Raw genomic sequence first — 14,360 nt, 5'->3', positions numbered from 1 at the left:
GTTCCGCCCACCCCCGTCACCGGGGGCGTGTGCGGGACGCTCTCGTCGTTTCCGTTCGGCTACCCGCATCGCCCCGTCCGACCGGGCACCAGTCGAGTCCCGCTCTGGCGAGGCGATCCGGCGCGCCTCAGGCGGCCCGGCGCACGAAAAAACCCCGGGTCGTGGACCCGGGGCTTTCTCTGTTGTGCGCCATCAGGGACTCGAACCCCGAACCCGCTGATTAAGAGTCAGCTGCTCTGCCAATTGAGCTAATGGCGCTTGCTTGGTGCGAGAGAAACAGTAACAGCAGCCGAGTCGGTTCACGAAATCGCCTGTTCACGAGGGGTGAATCGGGGTTGTGGACACTGCCTGCCCTGGTGTTTCGATATGGAGTGCGGCGATGTGACCAGGCATACTGGGGGGGACATCTTCTCGGCCGCGGCTGCGTCCGGGGGGAAGCGCACGTCGGAAGGGGCATCAGTGAACGTGAGCACAACGGATCGGACGGGGCGGCGAGCAACCGGAATCCGGTCGAAGGCCCGCCTCGGACTGGCCGCGGTGTTCACGGGGACGCTCCTGCTCACGGGCTGCACCATCGGCGACGGCGGTCCGCAGGACACGCAGGTCGCGGAGGCTCCTGCGGAGCCCTCTGCCGTGATCGACCTGTCGGTGGCGGAGGGTTCCACCGACGCCAACCCGGTCGAGCCCATCGTGCTCACTGCGCGGGACGGCCGGTTCGACTCGGTGGTGATGCGCAATCCCGAGGGCCAACAGGTCGAGGGCGAGTTCAATCCCGAGTTCACCGAGTGGCGCACCACCGAGGAGCTCGGCTACGGCCGCCAGTACACGCTGGAGTCGACCGCCACGGACGAGGCCGGCCTGGTCACCCGGAGGAACGCCAGCTTCTCCACGCTGACGCCCAACATCATGACGGCGGCCTACCTGACCACGGGTGAGGGATCCGTGGTGGGTATCGGGCAGCCGGTCGCGGTGATGTTCGACGAGCCGATCGCGGACCGTCGGGCGGCTCAGGACAACATCCACATCACGACCGAGCCCGCGGTCGAGGGCGCGTTCTACTGGGTCTCCGACCAGGAGGTCCGCTGGCGTCCGGCTGAGTACTGGGCGCCCGGCACCAAGATCGACGTCCACGTCGACATTTACGGCCAGGACCTCGGTGGCGGGATGTACGGCCAGCAGGACGCCCAGAGCAGCTTCGAGATCGGCGACGCCGTGATCTCCCGGGTGGACGACTCGACCAAGCAGATCGTCATCGAGCGCAACGGCGAGGTCGTCAAGACCATGCCCACCTCGATGGGCAAGGCCGCCACCCCGACCCCCAACGGGGTCTACGTGATCGGTGAGAAGCACGCCTCGATGATCATGGACTCGTCGACGTACGGCGTGGCCGTGGACTCGGCCGAGGGGTATCGCACCCCGGTGCAGTACGCGACCCGGATGTCGTACAGCGGCATTTTCGTCCACGCCGCGCCGTGGTCGGTCTGGGCGCAGGGAAGCCAGAACACGAGCCACGGCTGCCTCAACGTCACCACGGCGGACGCGAAGTGGTTCTACGACAACGCCAAGCGCGGCGACGTCTTCGAGGTCACCGGCACGGTGGGCGACACGCTGCCGGGATGGGACGGCCTGGGCGACTGGAACGTCCCGTGGGAGACCTGGAAGGCCGGCAACGCCGATCAGGGCGCGGCCTGAGCCGATGGATTCCTCCCGGCTGGGCCTGTGGATCGGCATCGGGATGGGGATCGGCGTGGCGTTCGGTGCCGCGCTGGACAACATCGGGCTGGGCGTGGCCCTGGGCCCGTCGGTCGGTGTCATGATCTGGGCGGTGGAGGCCGCTCATCGCGAGTCACGCGGCCCGGGTGGTGACGAGCTCGACGCGGGGACCGACGACGGCCGGGACCTCGAGTAGAGCCGCCGGGTGACCGGCGGGCCCCGAGGGCAGGGGTGAGAGCCCCGTGGCGGGGTTCAGGACAACTTCAGGACGACGACGACGAGGTGGGCGAACTCGGATCGCGCTCGGCGGCCGCCCGGAACAGCGCGCGTCCGGGTGCGGCGGTGAGGCCGTGCGCGACGGTACTGGCCACGACGATCAGCGTGCCCGCACCGAGGAGCACCGGGTCCGCGCCCGCGCGGGAGGCCTCTTCCGTCAGGTAGAAGACCGCCGCGACGCCGACGGGCCCGAACCAGCCGAGGTAGGCGGCGCCCCGAGGCTTCAGCCCCAGCGGCTTCATCACGGCGAGGATCAGTGGCGGCCGGCGCAGCAGCAGCACCGCGGCCGTGAGCCACACCGCGCCCCATCCGAGCCGGCCCCACTCGACCCACGGGATCATCGCGCCGAGGGCGACGAAGAAGGGGATCACCGCGAACTGGTTGACGGCCTCGTCGATCTCGACCTCGGTCCGACGTTCACTGCCGGAGCTGGTGACGTTGAACGCGAGTCCGGCGACGAACGCGCCGAAGATGCCGTTGACCCCGATGATGCCCGATACTCCCAGGACGAGCAGCGCCAGGAGGAGTGTGTACAGCAGAATCGGCCCGGTCTCGGTGTCGTGGTGTCGTTCCGAGAAGTGCAGCGCTGTGGCGGCCGCCACGCCCGCGATGATCCCTACGACGAGGGCGCCCGCGATCTGCCAGGCGGCCTCACCAGCCGCCTGCCCGGCGGTGAGCGGGGTGGCGACCGCCAGGGCGACCAGGACGAGGGGGAGGGCGAGTCCGTCGTTCGCGCCCGATTCGAGCGACAGTAGTTGGCGGTCGTGCTCCGGCAGGTCCTCCTCGGCCTCCTCTCCGGTGACGACGCTCGACGCGAGGACGGGGTCGGTGGGGCAGATGGCGGTTCCGAACAGCAGGGCGAGTGCGAAGGGGATGCCGAGCACCCACATCGCCAGCCCGGTGGAGACGAGCGCCATCCCGGGCAGGACGAGCACCAGCAGCAACGCGAGTCGACGCCAGTGGGTCCTGATCGCCGAGAAGGGGTACCGCAGGGCCACGCCCATCACCGAGATGGCCAGGAGGATCTCCGCGCCGTGGTGGAGGGTCGAATGTTCGGCGACGATGTCGGGCACGTCGAGCACCCCGAGGACTGCCGGCCCCAGGACGATCCCGGCGACGAGCGCGAGCAGTGGCTCCGTCACGGGCCACTGGCGTAGTCGTGCGGAGAACGCCACGATCACCACCCCGAGCGCCCCGACGATCGCCAGCAACACATCGAGCGTGGACAACGGTTCCTCCCCGGGTCAGTCGGATCACCCCGCACCATAGGAGAGCCCGGGCGCTTCCGCATCCGTGCCCTCCGCCCGTCGCGGCGCAGGCACCTGCAAGAGTGATCCCATGACCGAGCGCGAGATCACCCGGCCCGTCGACCTGGCCTGCGGCCGCCGGCTCAACCCGGAGGCGGTGGGGTGGTCCCGGTCGCCCGTGCACCGCACACGGATCGCCGGTTGGGGCCGCACCAAGCGCTGGGAGTACTGGGGGATCGTCACCGACCGGTTCGTGGTGGGGCTGACGGTGGCGGGTCTGGACTACCTGGCCAACTGCGCGGTCTATGTGCTGGACCGCCGGACGGGCGTGGAGACGACCCGCAGCGGCATCCGGCCCCTGCACCGGCCCCGCTTCGGCGACGACCCCGGTGACGGGACCCTTCACGCGTCGGCCGGCGTGGGTGCGGGGCGCGTGGGGATCGAGGTCGACGACGACGACGAGGGGCGCACCTCCATCCGTGTGCAGGCGCGGGGACTGCAGGTGAGCCTGGAGGTCGAGCGCGCGGGCCATGACAGTCTCGCGGTGGTGGTGCCGTGGAGTGAGCGCCGGTTCCAGTACACGCTCAAGGATCTCGCCAATCCCGTCACCGGCACGGTGACCCTGGACGGCACGACGCACGACCTCGGCACGGGGTGGGCGGTCCTGGACCGCGGGCGTGGCCGCTGGCGCTACGCGACCACCTGGAACTGGGGCGCCGGCAGTGGGGTGGTGGACGGCTCGACACGCGCGATCCAGGTCGGTGGGAAGTGGACGGACGGCACAGGGTCCACCGAGAACGGGATCCTGGTGGACGGCCGGATGCACAAGCTCGGCGAGGACCTGCGGTGGAGCTACGACCTCACGGATCCGGCGGGGCCCTGGCGGGTGCGGGGTGAGCGCCTCGACGCGACGCTCACGCCGTTCCATCTACGCCGCGACATCACCGAGCTCGGAGTGCTGGCGGTGAAGACGCACCAGGCGTTCGGCGTCTGGCACGGAACCGGGGTGCTGGACGACGGGTCGCAGGTCTCGCTAGACGGGCTGGTCGGTTGGGCGGAGCAGTCCCGCAACCGCTGGTAGCAGCCGGAGCGGCGATACCCTCGAGAACGTGAGGCGAATCGGCAGAAAGGAGCAGGGCCCGGACCGTGAGGTCCGGGCCCTGCGCTCGGGGTGGCTGACGGGGCTCGAACCCGCGACATCCAGAATCACAATCTGGTGCTCTACCAGCTGAACTACAGCCACCACCGCCGTCCTTGCGGACAGCGCTGACGACTTTACCCCGTGGGCCCCGTCGCCGAGAAATCCGCAGGTGGGGTCGGTCGTGAGGGGCCGGGCGGGGGTCAGTCGACCGCGGGCAGATCGGCGGCGGCCCGCTTGACTTCGTCGCTGGTCGGGCCGGGCTGGGGCACGAACGCGGTCGCCCGGTAGTACGCCAGCTCGCGGATCGATTCCTTGATGTCCGCCAGCGCGCGGTGCGACATGCCCTTCTCCGGCTGGCCGAAGTAGATGCGCGGATACCAGCGGCGGCACAGCTCCTTGATGGAGCTGACGTCGATCATCCGGTAGTGCAGGTACGAGTTGAGTTCTGGCATGTCCCGGGCGAGGAACCCGCGGTCGGTGCCGATCGAGTTGCCCGCCAGGGGAGCGGACCCCGCCACCGGGACCCACTCGCGGATGTAGGCGAGGACCTGCTCCTCGGCCTCGGCGATCGTCACCGTGGACTCGCGGATCTCCTCGGTGAGGCCGGAGGAGGCGTGCATGTCGCGCACGACAGGCACCATCGCGTCGAGCTTGGCGTCGGGGGCGTGGATGACGATGTCGATCCCGTCGCCGAGCACGTTGAGCTCGGAGTCGGTCACCAGCGCGGCGATCTCCACGAGCGCATCGGACGAGGTGTCGAGGCCGGTCATCTCGCAGTCGATCCAGACGATGCGGTCGTTCTTGGACTCCTGGTGGGGCGTCGGCGAGGACGTGGGGGCAGGGGTCTCGGCGGAGGTCGGCTCTGGCATCACTCGACTATATCGCCGCAGGATCGCGGCCCCCGCGCGGGACGATCAGCCCTCCTGCTGACCCTCGCCGAGCTTGGCGTAGAACTTGCCCACGATCGGAGCCATGATCCCGCGCGGCGTGTAGTTCCCGGCCACGGACATCGCCTGGCTCAGCGGGCCGGGGACGATGCGCATCTTGTTGCGGGCGAGCGCATCCAGCGACACGCGGGCGGTGTACTCGGTGTCCACCCAGAGCCGGTCGGGGACGAGGCGGTCGACGAAGGTCTTCTCCTCCTCGGCGATCTCCTCGGTGCGCACCGGGCCGGGCGCGAGCAGCGTGACGTTGACGCCGGAGCCCTTGAGCTCGCCCCGCAGCGACTCGGAGAACGTGTTGAGGAACGCCTTGGACGCGGCGTAGGTGGCGTTGTTGGGGATCGGCATGTTGCCGGCCGCGGAGCCGACGTTGAGGATCGCCCCGGAGCGCCGCTCGACCATCCCGGGCAGCACCGCCAGCACCAGGTCGTGGCACGCCACGGCGTTGACCTGCACCTGGTGCTTCTCGTACTGCGGGTCCAGCGAGGCGACGGGGCCGAAGGTGGCGATGCCGGCGTTGTTGCACAGGACCGAGATCTCGCGCCCGGCCAGCTCGTCCAGCAGCGGCTGCCGTGCGGCGGGGTCGGCGAGGTCGCACGCGCGGACCTCCACGGTCACGCCGAACTCGCCCTCGAGCCGGGCGGCCAGCTTCTGCAACACGGCCTCGCGTCGGGCCACCACGACCAGCGAGTGCCCACGCCGGGCGAGTTCGGTAGCCAGGGCCATGCCGATCCCCGAGGAGGCGCCGGTGACGACTGCTCGGTTCGACGCGGTGGGCGTGGGCAGGGACATAGGGCTCCTCGGGTCTTCCACTCGGCTCGCCCGCGTACGGCGGGTGTGGCAGCGCTGACCTTACCCGCGTGCCGCCCTCCGGAGCGTGGTGGAGGTCCTAGCCTGATCGGCGTGAGCAGCATCGGAACACCGCCCCCGTCAGCGACCACCTCGTCGTCACCATCGCGCCGTGGCGTCGCCCGCGGGCAGGTCCTGGCGTGGGGGATGTGGGACTGGGGGTCGGCGGCGTTCAACGCGGTGATCGTCACCTTCGTCTTCTCCGTCTACCTGACCGACTCGGTGGGCGCGGATCTCGACGGGCCGTTCTCGGCGGCCACGTGGCTGTCGATCTCCATCGCCGTGGCCGGGCTGGTCATCGCGCTCACCGCGCCGGTGATGGGGCAGCGCGCCGACCGCGGGGGCCGGCGTCGCCGCGCGCTGGGCCTCTGGACGTATGCGACGGTCCTGCTCACGGCGCTGATGTTCCTCGTCGACGCCGACTCGCCGTACCCGTGGTTCTTCGTCGGCCTGGTGCTGCTGGCGGTCGGGTCGATCACGTTCGAATTCGCCGAGGTCGCGTACTTCGCGATGCTGCGGCAGGTCTCCACCCCGTCCACCGTCGGCCGCGTGTCCGGGTTCGGCTGGGCGATGGGGTACTTCGGCGGGATCTTCCTGCTGCTCGCGGCGTTCGTCGGCTTCATCTACGGTGACGGCCCTGTGCGCGGCGTATTCGGCGTCACCACCGACGGCGGACTCAACGTGCGACTGGTCTGCCTCGTCGCCGCCGTGTGGTTCGCACTCTTCGCGCTACCGGTGCTGCGGTCGGTGCCCGAGCACCGCCCGGGGGCGGGGAGGAGCGACGACGACGCCCTCGACAGCGACGACGACGAGCCCGGCTTCCTCGAGTCGTATCGCATCCTCTGGCGCGACCTCAAGGCTCTCTGGCGGCGGGATCCGCGGACGGTGAGGTTCCTCCTCGCGAGCGCGATCTTCCGGGACGGGCTGGCGGGGGTGTTCACCTTCGGGGCGATCCTGGCCGTGACGGTCTACGGACTCGCCCCGGGGGACGTCCTGATCTTCGGCGTCGCGGCCAACGTCGTCGCGGCGCTGGGGGCGGCTGTCGCGGGACTGATCGACGACACGGTGGGCCCCAAGGCGGTGATCATCGGGTCGCTGGTGGCGATGATCGCGACCATGACCGTCCTGCTGGTCGTGGACGGCACGGGCATGTTCTGGATCTTCGGGCTGCTGATGTGCCTGTTCGTGGGGCCCGCGCAGTCCGCGTCCCGGTCGTTCCTGGCCAGGCTCGCCCCGCCCGGCGGCGACGGCCAGATGTTCGGGCTCTACGCCACCACCGGGCGCGCGGTCTCGTTCCTCGCACCCGCCCTGTTCGGGCTGTTCACGTGGGCTTTCTCGGCCGACCGCGCGGGCATCGCGGGGATCGGGCTGGTACTGCTGGTGGGGCTACTCCTGCTGCTGCCGGTGCGCACCCCGAGCCGCGCCGAGGCGGAGAGCACCTGGGAGGACGCGGAGCCCGCACGCTGAAAGGGCCGGGGAGTGCGGTCAGAGCCGGCCGGCATTCAGCAGGTCCAGCACCGCGGCGGCGTCGTCGACGATCTCCGAGAACCCGGCGGCGCGGAACTCGGAGTCGCCGATGCCGCCCGTGCGCACCGCGACCGAACGTATGCCCAGCTTGGTCGCCGCGATCGCGTCCCAGGTCGCGTCGCCGACCATGACGGCATCCGCGGCGTCGACACCGGAGCGCTCCAGGGCGATCTCGACGATCGTGGGATCGGGCTTGGCCCGGTCGACGTCCTCACCGGTCGTCACGGCGTCCACGTAGTCGTCGATGTCGAGCAACTCGCGGGCCTCGGCGAACTCCGACGGCGGCGCGGACGTGGCCAGCACAGTGATCCACCCCTGCTCCTTGGCGCCGCGTACGAGGTCGCGGGCACCGGGGAGCACTCGCAGCGACTCGGCCTGTTCGGCGTAGTACTCACCGTGCAGGTCCTTGGCCCGGCCCGCGATGCTCTCGCGCTCCTCGTCGTCGTCGATCCCCGCGATATCGAGCAGCTCCTCCACGATCGTCGAACCGTCCTTGCCGATCCGACGGTGGACGTCCACGAACGGCACCGGCGCACCGGCCTCGGCGAGAGCGCGGACCCAGGTCCAGACATGCACGTAGGTCGAATCCACGAGAGTGCCGTCGACGTCGAGGAGAAGAGCGCGCTGGGTAGTCATGTGTTCGACGGTGCCGCGCCCCGGGCCGGGCGGCAACCGCTTGGGGGTGTGGGGAGCCAGGCACGTGCGGCGGCGTCGATCCGACGCGGGGACCGGTGGCATCGCGGGACGGCCGCGCGCACGATCGATAGGCATGACGCGATTCGGATACACCCTCATGACCGAACAGTCCGGCCCCAAGGAACTCGTGCGCTACGCGGCCAAGGCCGAGCAGGCGGGGTTCGACTTCGAGGTGGCCTCGGACCACTACTTCCCCTGGCTCAGCTCGCAGGGGCACGCGCCGTACGTGTGGAGCGTGCTCGGAGCGGTCGCGCACGTTACCGAGCGGGTCGACCTGTGCACCTACGTGACCTGCCCGATCCTGCGCTACCACCCGGCCGTGGTGGCGCAGAAGGCCGCGACGATGCAGATCATGTCCGACGGCCGGTTCATGCTCGGCATCGGCGCGGGGGAGAACCTCAACGAGCACGTCGTGGGGCAGCGCTGGCCGTCGGTGGATGAGCGCCACGAGATGACCGTCGAGGCGCTGGAGATCATCCGCGAACTGTTCGACGGCGGGTTGGTCACCTACTCGGGCGAGCACTTCCGCGTGGACTCCGCCCGACTGTGGGACCTACCAGATAAGCGCGTGCCGATCGGCGTGGCCGCCGGCGGCGAGAAGGCCCTCGCGCACCTCGGACCGCTGGGCGACCACCTCATCGCCACCGAGCCCGAGAGCAGCTACATCGAGAAGTGGAACGGCCTCGAGGGCCAGACCCGGATCGGTGACGGCGCCCGCGCGATCGCACAGATCCCCATCAGCTGGGACCCCGACTCGGAGTCCGCCGCCGTCGAGCGCGCGCACGACCAGTTCCGGTGGTTCGCCGGCGGGTGGGCCATGAACTCCGACCTGCCCACTACCGCCGGGTTCGCCGCCGCCACCCAGTTCATCCGCCCCGAGGACGTGGGGGAGCAGCTGGCGTGCGGGCCCGACCTCGACGCGATCGTCGAGAAGGTGCGGCCCTACTGGGAGGCCGGGTACACCGACATCGCGCTGATCCAGATCGGCGACTCCACCCTCGACCGGTTCCTCGAGGAGGCGGCCGAGCCGCTGCTGGCGCGGCTGCGGGAGGCCGCGGGCTGATCGCGGGGCCACGCAGTGGCTGTCCGGCCGGCCGGGGCGAGTGCCTCGGTCGGCCGGGCCCTTCGCGACGTCCCGCGGTCAGTGCTCGGCGCGGCCCTGCATGGCGGAACTGCCCAGATCGCTGCCGGTGAGCTCGGCCCCCGACGAGACGGACTCGACCCAGGCGTCGGTCGTGGCGACCGCGGCGAGATTCGAGTTGAGCACTGCCATCAGCGTCTCGTGGACCTGCTGTGCCGGGACCGACCCGGCGGAGTTGGAGATGTGGATCGCACCGGTGGCGTCGGAGAGGACCTCCACGGCGATGCCCAGCGGTTCCGCGGTCACGGCGGTGCCGAGAATGCAGTTGTTGGTCATGTAGCCGACGAGCGTCACCCGGTCGACGCCCTGCTCCCGAAGCCAGTCGACCAGCCCGGTGCCGTCGAAGACGCTGGCATAACTCTTGGTCACGCGCTTCCACTGCGGCTGGAGGCGGCTCTCGAGGTCCGCGTGCAGGGACCACCCGGCGCTGCCGTTCGCGAACACCGGAGCGCCCTCCGGCAGGTCGTGCTGGACGACCACCACGGGCATGCCGGCCTCGCTCGCCGCGTCGACCGCACGGACGATCTGGGCGAGCGACTCGTCACGGGGTGGGTACTGGATCTCGAGCGGACCGTCGAAGTACTCCTGCTGTACGTCGACGACGATCAACGCGCGATTCTGCGAACTCATGTGGATCCTCCGGATAGGCGGTACGGCCGGGAACTCGGCCGTTACCCCGATCCTCGCGGACCGACTGCGCTACCGTGAGCGGCACAAAGGAACACTTTCGATGGAAATGGGCCAACCTGTGCGTATCGCCGTTCACGTCTTCGACGGCATCACGATGTTCCACCTCGCGGCGCCCCTCCTCGTCTTCGGCGAGGTGACCCGGCTCGGACTCGCGGACGGGTGGCAGGTCGACACCTGGAGCACAGACGGCGGAGACGTCAACACCGCCGAGGGGATCGTGCTCGGCGACCTCGACGGGCCCGCGACGGCGGAGCAGGCCGACATACTGGTTTTCCCCTCATGGTCTCCGGAACTCCCCGACCGGGATCCGTGCCTGTTATCGATCGTGCGTGGCGCCCATTCCCGGGGCAGCCTGGTGGCGGGGTTGTGCCTCGGTGCCTATCCCGTGGTCGCGAGCGGAGTGCTGGACGGTCGTACCGTCGTCACCCACTGGGAGGGTGCGGCGGAGCTCGCCCTGCGGTACCCGGCGGTCGACGTCCGCTCGTCCGACCTGTACATCGACCACGGGGATGTGATCACCTCCGCGGGGACGGCCGCCTCGCTCGACGCGTGCGTCCACATCGTCCGATCCCGGCTCGGTGCCGCGAAGGCCGCCGTGCTGGCCCGCAGGATCGTGGTGGCGCCGCACCGCGAGGGTGACCAGGCGCAGTACGTGGAACTGCCGGTGCCCGACGGGGGAGACGACGGGGAGATCGGGGAGACGATCGACTGGGCGCTGGCCAATCTCGACCGGCCGCTCTCGGTGGACGACCTCGCCGGACACGCCTGCATGAGCAGACGCAGCTTCGCCCGGAAGTTCCGGGCGACCACCGGCGCGAGCCCCGGGCGATGGGTGCTGTCGCGCCGGCTCGACCACGCGCGGACGCTGCTCGAGACCACGACCCGCTCGATCGAGGACATCGCCCGCGACTGTGGGTTCGGCAGCGCGGTGACGTTCCGGCAGAACTTCGACAGGAAGTACTCGACGACACCGTCGTCCTACCGCGCCCGGTTCGGGGAGGCGCAGGAGTGAGTTCCACCAGGCCCGTCGCCCCGGACCATGCGGACGCGTCCCGACCGGTAGGAACGGCGCCTGCCCGGTGCGGAACGCGGCCGCAGACGTCATGGCCACGATCTGCGTGACCAGACCATCTAGCCGCCGGACAGGGGCAGGTAGTCGTTGGTCATGGCTGCGGCGCCGTCGACCTCGGTCTCCAGCAGTCCGTTGCCATGCATCCACGACGCGTAGGCCGCCCAGTCCCGGGCTGTCTGCCGCCCGAAATCCTCCTCGGGTAGAAGCGCCAGCGTGGCGTCGATCATCTTCTCCAGCATGTCGGGCTCGTAGGAGCCCTCGGTCACCGGGGTGAGGGACTCGAGGGCAATCCGGCGGTCCGCCAACGCGGCCTGCTGCCCGGCCTCGGTTCCGGTGAGGAAGTCGCCCACGCGCTCGGCATAGTCGGCGTCGCCGGCGAGCCGGTTCGGGTTCGCGATGATCACCAATTCCGCGTAGTCGGGCACCCCGAGTTCGGTGACCGGCATGATCTCGACATCGCCCCGGGCGCCGAGTTCCACGCCTTCGATGTTGCGGAACGCCCCGAAGATCGCGTCCACCTGGTCGGTGAGCAGCGACTGGTTGAGACTCTGCTGCACATTGGGGGTGGATATCGAGTCAGGATCGATTCCGGCCTCACGGGCGATGAAGTCGAGGGTCGGTTCCTGGGAGGCCAGCCCCGACAACCCCACGGTCTTGCCCTCCAGATCGGCTGCGGAGGTGATGCCGGACTCCGTCCTGGCGATCAGGGAGGTCAAGGACGTCGGGATCAGTGCCGCGACCGAGATCACGTCGAGTCCCTGTTCGAGGGCGATGAGCGTGTCGGGCTCGTAGGAGATGGCCAGGTCGACCCGCCCCAGGGACACCTCCCGGGCGGCGTCGGCCGTGTTGGACGGCGTCGTGAACGTCACGTCCACGCCGGCGTCGGCGTAGGTGCCGGTGTGCTGCGCGGTGTACAGGGCCACATGGTCGGGATTGGGGCTCCAGTCGAGCAGAACACTGACTGGGGCGGCGCCGGTCTCGCCTGGCTCGGCGTTGTCCGAGGATGCCTGGCAGCCGGTCAGAGCCACCGCGGCTGCGGCCACCATCGCGAGCATGCGGGCGCCGGGGCGCGTGAGAGTCCGGCGTCGGATCCTGCTGGGTCGTGTTTCCGTCATGATGGGTTCCTTTCCCGGGTGGGTGTGTTCCACGGGCAGATCAGGCGTTCGAGCATGGTCACGCTGGCGAGGAGGACGCTGGACATGATCGTCAGCACCGCCACCTGGGCAAAGACGAAATCGGTCTGGAGCCGGGGGATCGCCTGGAGCATGAGGTAGCCCAGGCCGTTGGTGGAGCCGGTGTACTCGGCGAAGACGGCGGCCACCGGCGCGAAGGTGACCGAGACGCGCAGCCCGGCGAAGCCGCGAGGCGCGGCGAAGGGCAGACGCACCCGCCAGAAGAGCGACCACCTGGTGGCGTGCAGACTCCGCAGGGTGTCGATCATCCGGGCGTCGACCGAGCGGATTCCGGAGAGGAGATTGAGGGCGACCGGGAAGAAGCACAGCAGGGCCACCACGATGACCTTCGGCGCCATGCCGTAGCCGAGGGAGATCGTCAACAGTGGGCCTATCACGATGACCGGGATGGCCTGGGAGGCGACCAGCAGGGGGGTCATGGCCTGACCGACGGCGGGCACGAATCCGCTGATGACGACCACGGTCACCGCGACGACCACTCCGAGGACCACCCCGACGACGGTCTCCGTGGCGGTCAGCAATGTGGCCGAGCCCAGCCGGTCGGGCCAGGTGGATACGAGCGAGTCGAGCACGGCGAGGGGTGAGGGAATGACGTACTCGGGCACGAGCTCGAGCGTGGTGACCGTGATCCACGCGGCGAGGACCAGCAGGAGCGTGACGCAGGCAGGGCCGGCGGAGCGGAGGAATCGCACGGTCATGGGGCGGTGCCGCCTCCGGTCAGGTGGGATTCCCGGGCCAGTGCCCGGAGCACTTCCCTGCGGGCTGCCGCGAACGCCTCGTCGCCGAGGAGGACCTCTCGGGGGCGGTCGTCGCCGAACCATCCCGGCCAGGTGCGGACCACACGCGCCGGGGCGTCGGCCTGGTCTCGTGCCAACAGGACCACGCGTTCGGCGAGGAGCAGCGCCTCATCGACGTCGTGCGTGACCATGACGAGGCTGGCCGAGGTGTGGGTGATGGTGTCGCGGAGCCACTGCTGGACCTCCGCACGGGTGATCGCGTCGAGCGCACCGAGCGGCTCGTCGGCCAGCAGCACGGGTTTGCGCGCCAGCAGAGCCCGCGCGAGAGCGGCGCGCTGGCGCATGCCCGCGCTGAGGGCTGAGGGACGGGCATCGGACCAGGCGCCCAGTCCCACACGGTCCAGCATGCGCTGGGCCTCGGATCGGGCCACGCGCCGGCGCACTCGTTGGTTGCGGAGACTGATCGCGACGTTGTCGAGCAGGGACAGCCAGGGCAACAGGCTGTCGCCCTGGGGCATCAACGCGCAGGTCTCCAGGCGTCGTGCGGGCCGGCGGTCATCGAGGACGGCGGCGGTCCCGGTGGTCGGTTCGACGAGGCCGGCGATCACCGACAGCAGCGTCGACTTACCGCATCCGCTGCGTCCGACAACGGCGATGTGCTCGCCTACCGGAACGGACAGGTTGAGGTCTGCGAGAACCGGGCGGAGCGCGCCCGGATAGGTGTGTCCCAATCCATTTAACGCCACTGCCGTGGTTCCTGGGCGGCTCACGAAAGCCCATGCCAGCGCATCTGACATCCCTCCGCTCGTGTGAACGAGTTCAGGTTCAGCGGGTGTGATCTCAGCCCCGTTCGGTAGGGGCACCCCGTGTCATCGAAGCTGATCTTGCGAATCAGCTCGAAGTCCGAACGTACCACCGGCACGTCTCGGGATCTGATGTGCGTCCATGGCTGGAGCGAGGCGCGGGCGGGCCGCCGTCAGTGGAGAGCGGATTGCCGGCCCGTGTCGGCGTGAGTGCGCCCCCGAGAGGATTCGAACCCCTGACCAGCCGGGTAGAAACCGGATGCTCTATCCACTGAGCTACGGAGGCCTGGCGACGCGCGCGTGGGGCGTCGCCGGGAGAATGGTAACCGATCCG

At 69.9% G+C, this 14,360-nt stretch carries 14 protein-coding genes, 3 tRNA genes and 1 riboswitch; of the genes, 6 read left to right on the top strand and 11 right to left on the bottom strand.

The window, feature by feature from the left end; translation table 11 throughout:
- Positions 1 to 185 precede the first annotated feature (185 nt).
- Positions 186 to 258, bottom strand: a tRNA-Lys gene (locus NR111_RS10380).
- A 201-nt stretch (positions 259 to 459) separates the two neighbouring features.
- Between NR111_RS10380 and NR111_RS10375 the strand changes: the two genes are divergently transcribed.
- Complete coding sequence (locus tag NR111_RS10375; protein WP_256820732.1) at positions 460 to 1,692, top strand: Ig-like domain-containing protein; 1,233 nt, start codon at positions 460 to 462, stop codon at positions 1,690 to 1,692.
- 4 nt (positions 1,693 to 1,696) lie between these two features.
- The gene (locus NR111_RS10370; RefSeq protein WP_256820731.1) at positions 1,697 to 1,909 is read left to right on the top strand and encodes a hypothetical protein; all 213 of its coding nucleotides are present in this window, start codon (positions 1,697 to 1,699) and stop codon (positions 1,907 to 1,909) included.
- Positions 1,910 to 1,976: 67 nt separating this feature from the next.
- Here the strand turns inward: NR111_RS10370 and NR111_RS10365 are convergent, their stop codons facing one another.
- A complete protein-coding gene (locus NR111_RS10365; RefSeq protein ID WP_256820730.1) occupies positions 1,977 to 3,218 on the bottom strand; it encodes a cation:proton antiporter in 1,242 nt (413 codons plus the stop codon).
- A 109-nt stretch (positions 3,219 to 3,327) separates the two neighbouring features.
- Here NR111_RS10365 and NR111_RS10360 point away from each other — a divergent pair, with 109 nt between their 5' ends.
- Positions 3,328 to 4,317, top strand: coding sequence for a DUF2804 domain-containing protein (locus NR111_RS10360; RefSeq protein WP_256820729.1), 990 nt, complete (start codon positions 3,328 to 3,330; stop codon positions 4,315 to 4,317).
- Between the two features lie 89 nt (positions 4,318 to 4,406).
- On the opposite strand, the gene NR111_RS10355 is transcribed toward NR111_RS10360, so the two are convergent.
- The 3 genes from NR111_RS10355 to cmrA all read right to left on the bottom strand — a co-directional run bounded on the left by NR111_RS10355 (position 4,407) and on the right by cmrA (position 6,110).
- Positions 4,407 to 4,479, bottom strand: a tRNA-His gene (locus NR111_RS10355).
- Positions 4,480 to 4,577: 98 nt separating this feature from the next.
- Positions 4,578 to 5,246, bottom strand: coding sequence for an oligoribonuclease (gene orn / locus NR111_RS10350; protein ID WP_154830489.1), 669 nt, complete (start codon positions 5,244 to 5,246; stop codon positions 4,578 to 4,580).
- Positions 5,247 to 5,291: 45 nt separating this feature from the next.
- Positions 5,292 to 6,110 (bottom strand): mycolate reductase, encoded by an 819-nt coding sequence (gene cmrA / locus NR111_RS10345; protein ID WP_256820728.1) that lies wholly within the window; start codon positions 6,108 to 6,110, stop codon positions 5,292 to 5,294.
- A gap of 204 nt (positions 6,111 to 6,314) precedes the next feature.
- Here cmrA and NR111_RS10340 point away from each other — a divergent pair, with 204 nt between their 5' ends.
- Positions 6,315 to 7,634: an MFS transporter gene (locus tag NR111_RS10340; RefSeq protein WP_256820748.1), complete on the top strand. Its 1,320-nt coding sequence runs from the start codon at positions 6,315 to 6,317 to the stop codon at positions 7,632 to 7,634.
- An 18-nt stretch (positions 7,635 to 7,652) separates the two neighbouring features.
- On the opposite strand, the gene NR111_RS10335 is transcribed toward NR111_RS10340, so the two are convergent.
- The gene (locus NR111_RS10335) at positions 7,653 to 8,330 is read right to left on the bottom strand and encodes an HAD family hydrolase (protein WP_067719844.1); all 678 of its coding nucleotides are present in this window, start codon (positions 8,328 to 8,330) and stop codon (positions 7,653 to 7,655) included.
- 133 nt (positions 8,331 to 8,463) lie between these two features.
- Between NR111_RS10335 and NR111_RS10330 the strand changes: the two genes are divergently transcribed.
- Positions 8,464 to 9,453, top strand: a complete 990-nt coding sequence (locus NR111_RS10330) for a TIGR03557 family F420-dependent LLM class oxidoreductase (RefSeq protein WP_067719842.1) — start codon at positions 8,464 to 8,466, stop codon at positions 9,451 to 9,453.
- 78 nt (positions 9,454 to 9,531) lie between these two features.
- Here the strand turns inward: NR111_RS10330 and NR111_RS10325 are convergent, their stop codons facing one another.
- Entirely contained in the window at positions 9,532 to 10,161 is a 630-nt protein-coding gene (locus NR111_RS10325) for a cysteine hydrolase family protein (protein WP_119192386.1), read from the bottom strand.
- Positions 10,162 to 10,279: 118 nt separating this feature from the next.
- On the opposite strand from NR111_RS10325, the gene NR111_RS10320 reads away from it, so the two are divergent.
- Entirely contained in the window at positions 10,280 to 11,233 is a 954-nt protein-coding gene (locus NR111_RS10320) for a GlxA family transcriptional regulator (protein WP_163376849.1), read from the top strand.
- Positions 11,234 to 11,352: 119 nt separating this feature from the next.
- Here NR111_RS10320 and NR111_RS10315 read toward each other — a convergent pair whose 3' ends face one another.
- From NR111_RS10315 to NR111_RS10300, 4 genes are all read right to left on the bottom strand, one after another.
- Entirely contained in the window at positions 11,353 to 12,408 is a 1,056-nt protein-coding gene (locus NR111_RS10315) for an ABC transporter substrate-binding protein (RefSeq protein ID WP_256820727.1), read from the bottom strand.
- Positions 12,405 to 13,184, bottom strand: coding sequence for an ABC transporter permease (locus NR111_RS10310; RefSeq protein ID WP_256820726.1), 780 nt, complete (start codon positions 13,182 to 13,184; stop codon positions 12,405 to 12,407). Before NR111_RS10310 ends, NR111_RS10315 begins: the two co-directional genes overlap by 4 nt.
- Positions 13,181 to 13,969: an ABC transporter ATP-binding protein gene (locus tag NR111_RS10305; protein WP_256820725.1), complete on the bottom strand. Its 789-nt coding sequence runs from the start codon at positions 13,967 to 13,969 to the stop codon at positions 13,181 to 13,183. Before NR111_RS10305 ends, NR111_RS10310 begins: the two co-directional genes overlap by 4 nt.
- A 33-nt stretch (positions 13,970 to 14,002) precedes the next feature.
- A riboswitch (TPP riboswitch) is annotated at positions 14,003 to 14,100 on the bottom strand.
- A 139-nt stretch (positions 14,101 to 14,239) separates the two neighbouring features.
- Positions 14,240 to 14,312, bottom strand: a tRNA-Arg gene (locus tag NR111_RS10300).
- Positions 14,313 to 14,360: the final 48 nt, after the last annotated feature.

It is taken from the genome of Dietzia sp. Die43 (assembly GCF_024519835.1).
GTDB lineage: Bacteria > Actinomycetota > Actinomycetes > Mycobacteriales > Mycobacteriaceae > Dietzia > Dietzia kunjamensis.
The sequence above is the reverse complement of the archived record's forward strand: the minus strand, read 5'-3'. Positions and strand labels throughout refer to the sequence as shown.

Bases quoted from the DNA above. Each gene is read 5' to 3' on its own strand.
- NR111_RS10370 (WP_256820731.1), top strand. From the start codon at position 1,697: ATGGATTCCTCCCGGCTGGGCCTGTGGATCGGCATCGGGATGGGGATC.
- NR111_RS10360 (WP_256820729.1), top strand. From the start codon at position 3,328: ATGACCGAGCGCGAGATCACCCGGCCCGTCGACCTGGCCTGCGGCCGC.
- orn (WP_154830489.1), bottom strand. From the start codon at position 5,246: ATGCCAGAGCCGACCTCCGCCGAGACCCCTGCCCCCACGTCCTCGCCG.
- cmrA (WP_256820728.1), bottom strand. From the start codon at position 6,110: ATGTCCCTGCCCACGCCCACCGCGTCGAACCGAGCAGTCGTCACCGGC.
- NR111_RS10340 (WP_256820748.1), top strand. From the start codon at position 6,315: ATGTGGGACTGGGGGTCGGCGGCGTTCAACGCGGTGATCGTCACCTTC.
- NR111_RS10335 (WP_067719844.1), bottom strand. From the start codon at position 8,330: ATGACTACCCAGCGCGCTCTTCTCCTCGACGTCGACGGCACTCTCGTG.
- NR111_RS10330 (WP_067719842.1), top strand. From the start codon at position 8,464: ATGACGCGATTCGGATACACCCTCATGACCGAACAGTCCGGCCCCAAG.
- NR111_RS10325 (WP_119192386.1), bottom strand. From the start codon at position 10,161: ATGAGTTCGCAGAATCGCGCGTTGATCGTCGTCGACGTACAGCAGGAG.
- NR111_RS10315 (WP_256820727.1), bottom strand. From the start codon at position 12,408: ATGACGGAAACACGACCCAGCAGGATCCGACGCCGGACTCTCACGCGC.
- NR111_RS10310 (WP_256820726.1), bottom strand. From the start codon at position 13,184: ATGACCGTGCGATTCCTCCGCTCCGCCGGCCCTGCCTGCGTCACGCTC.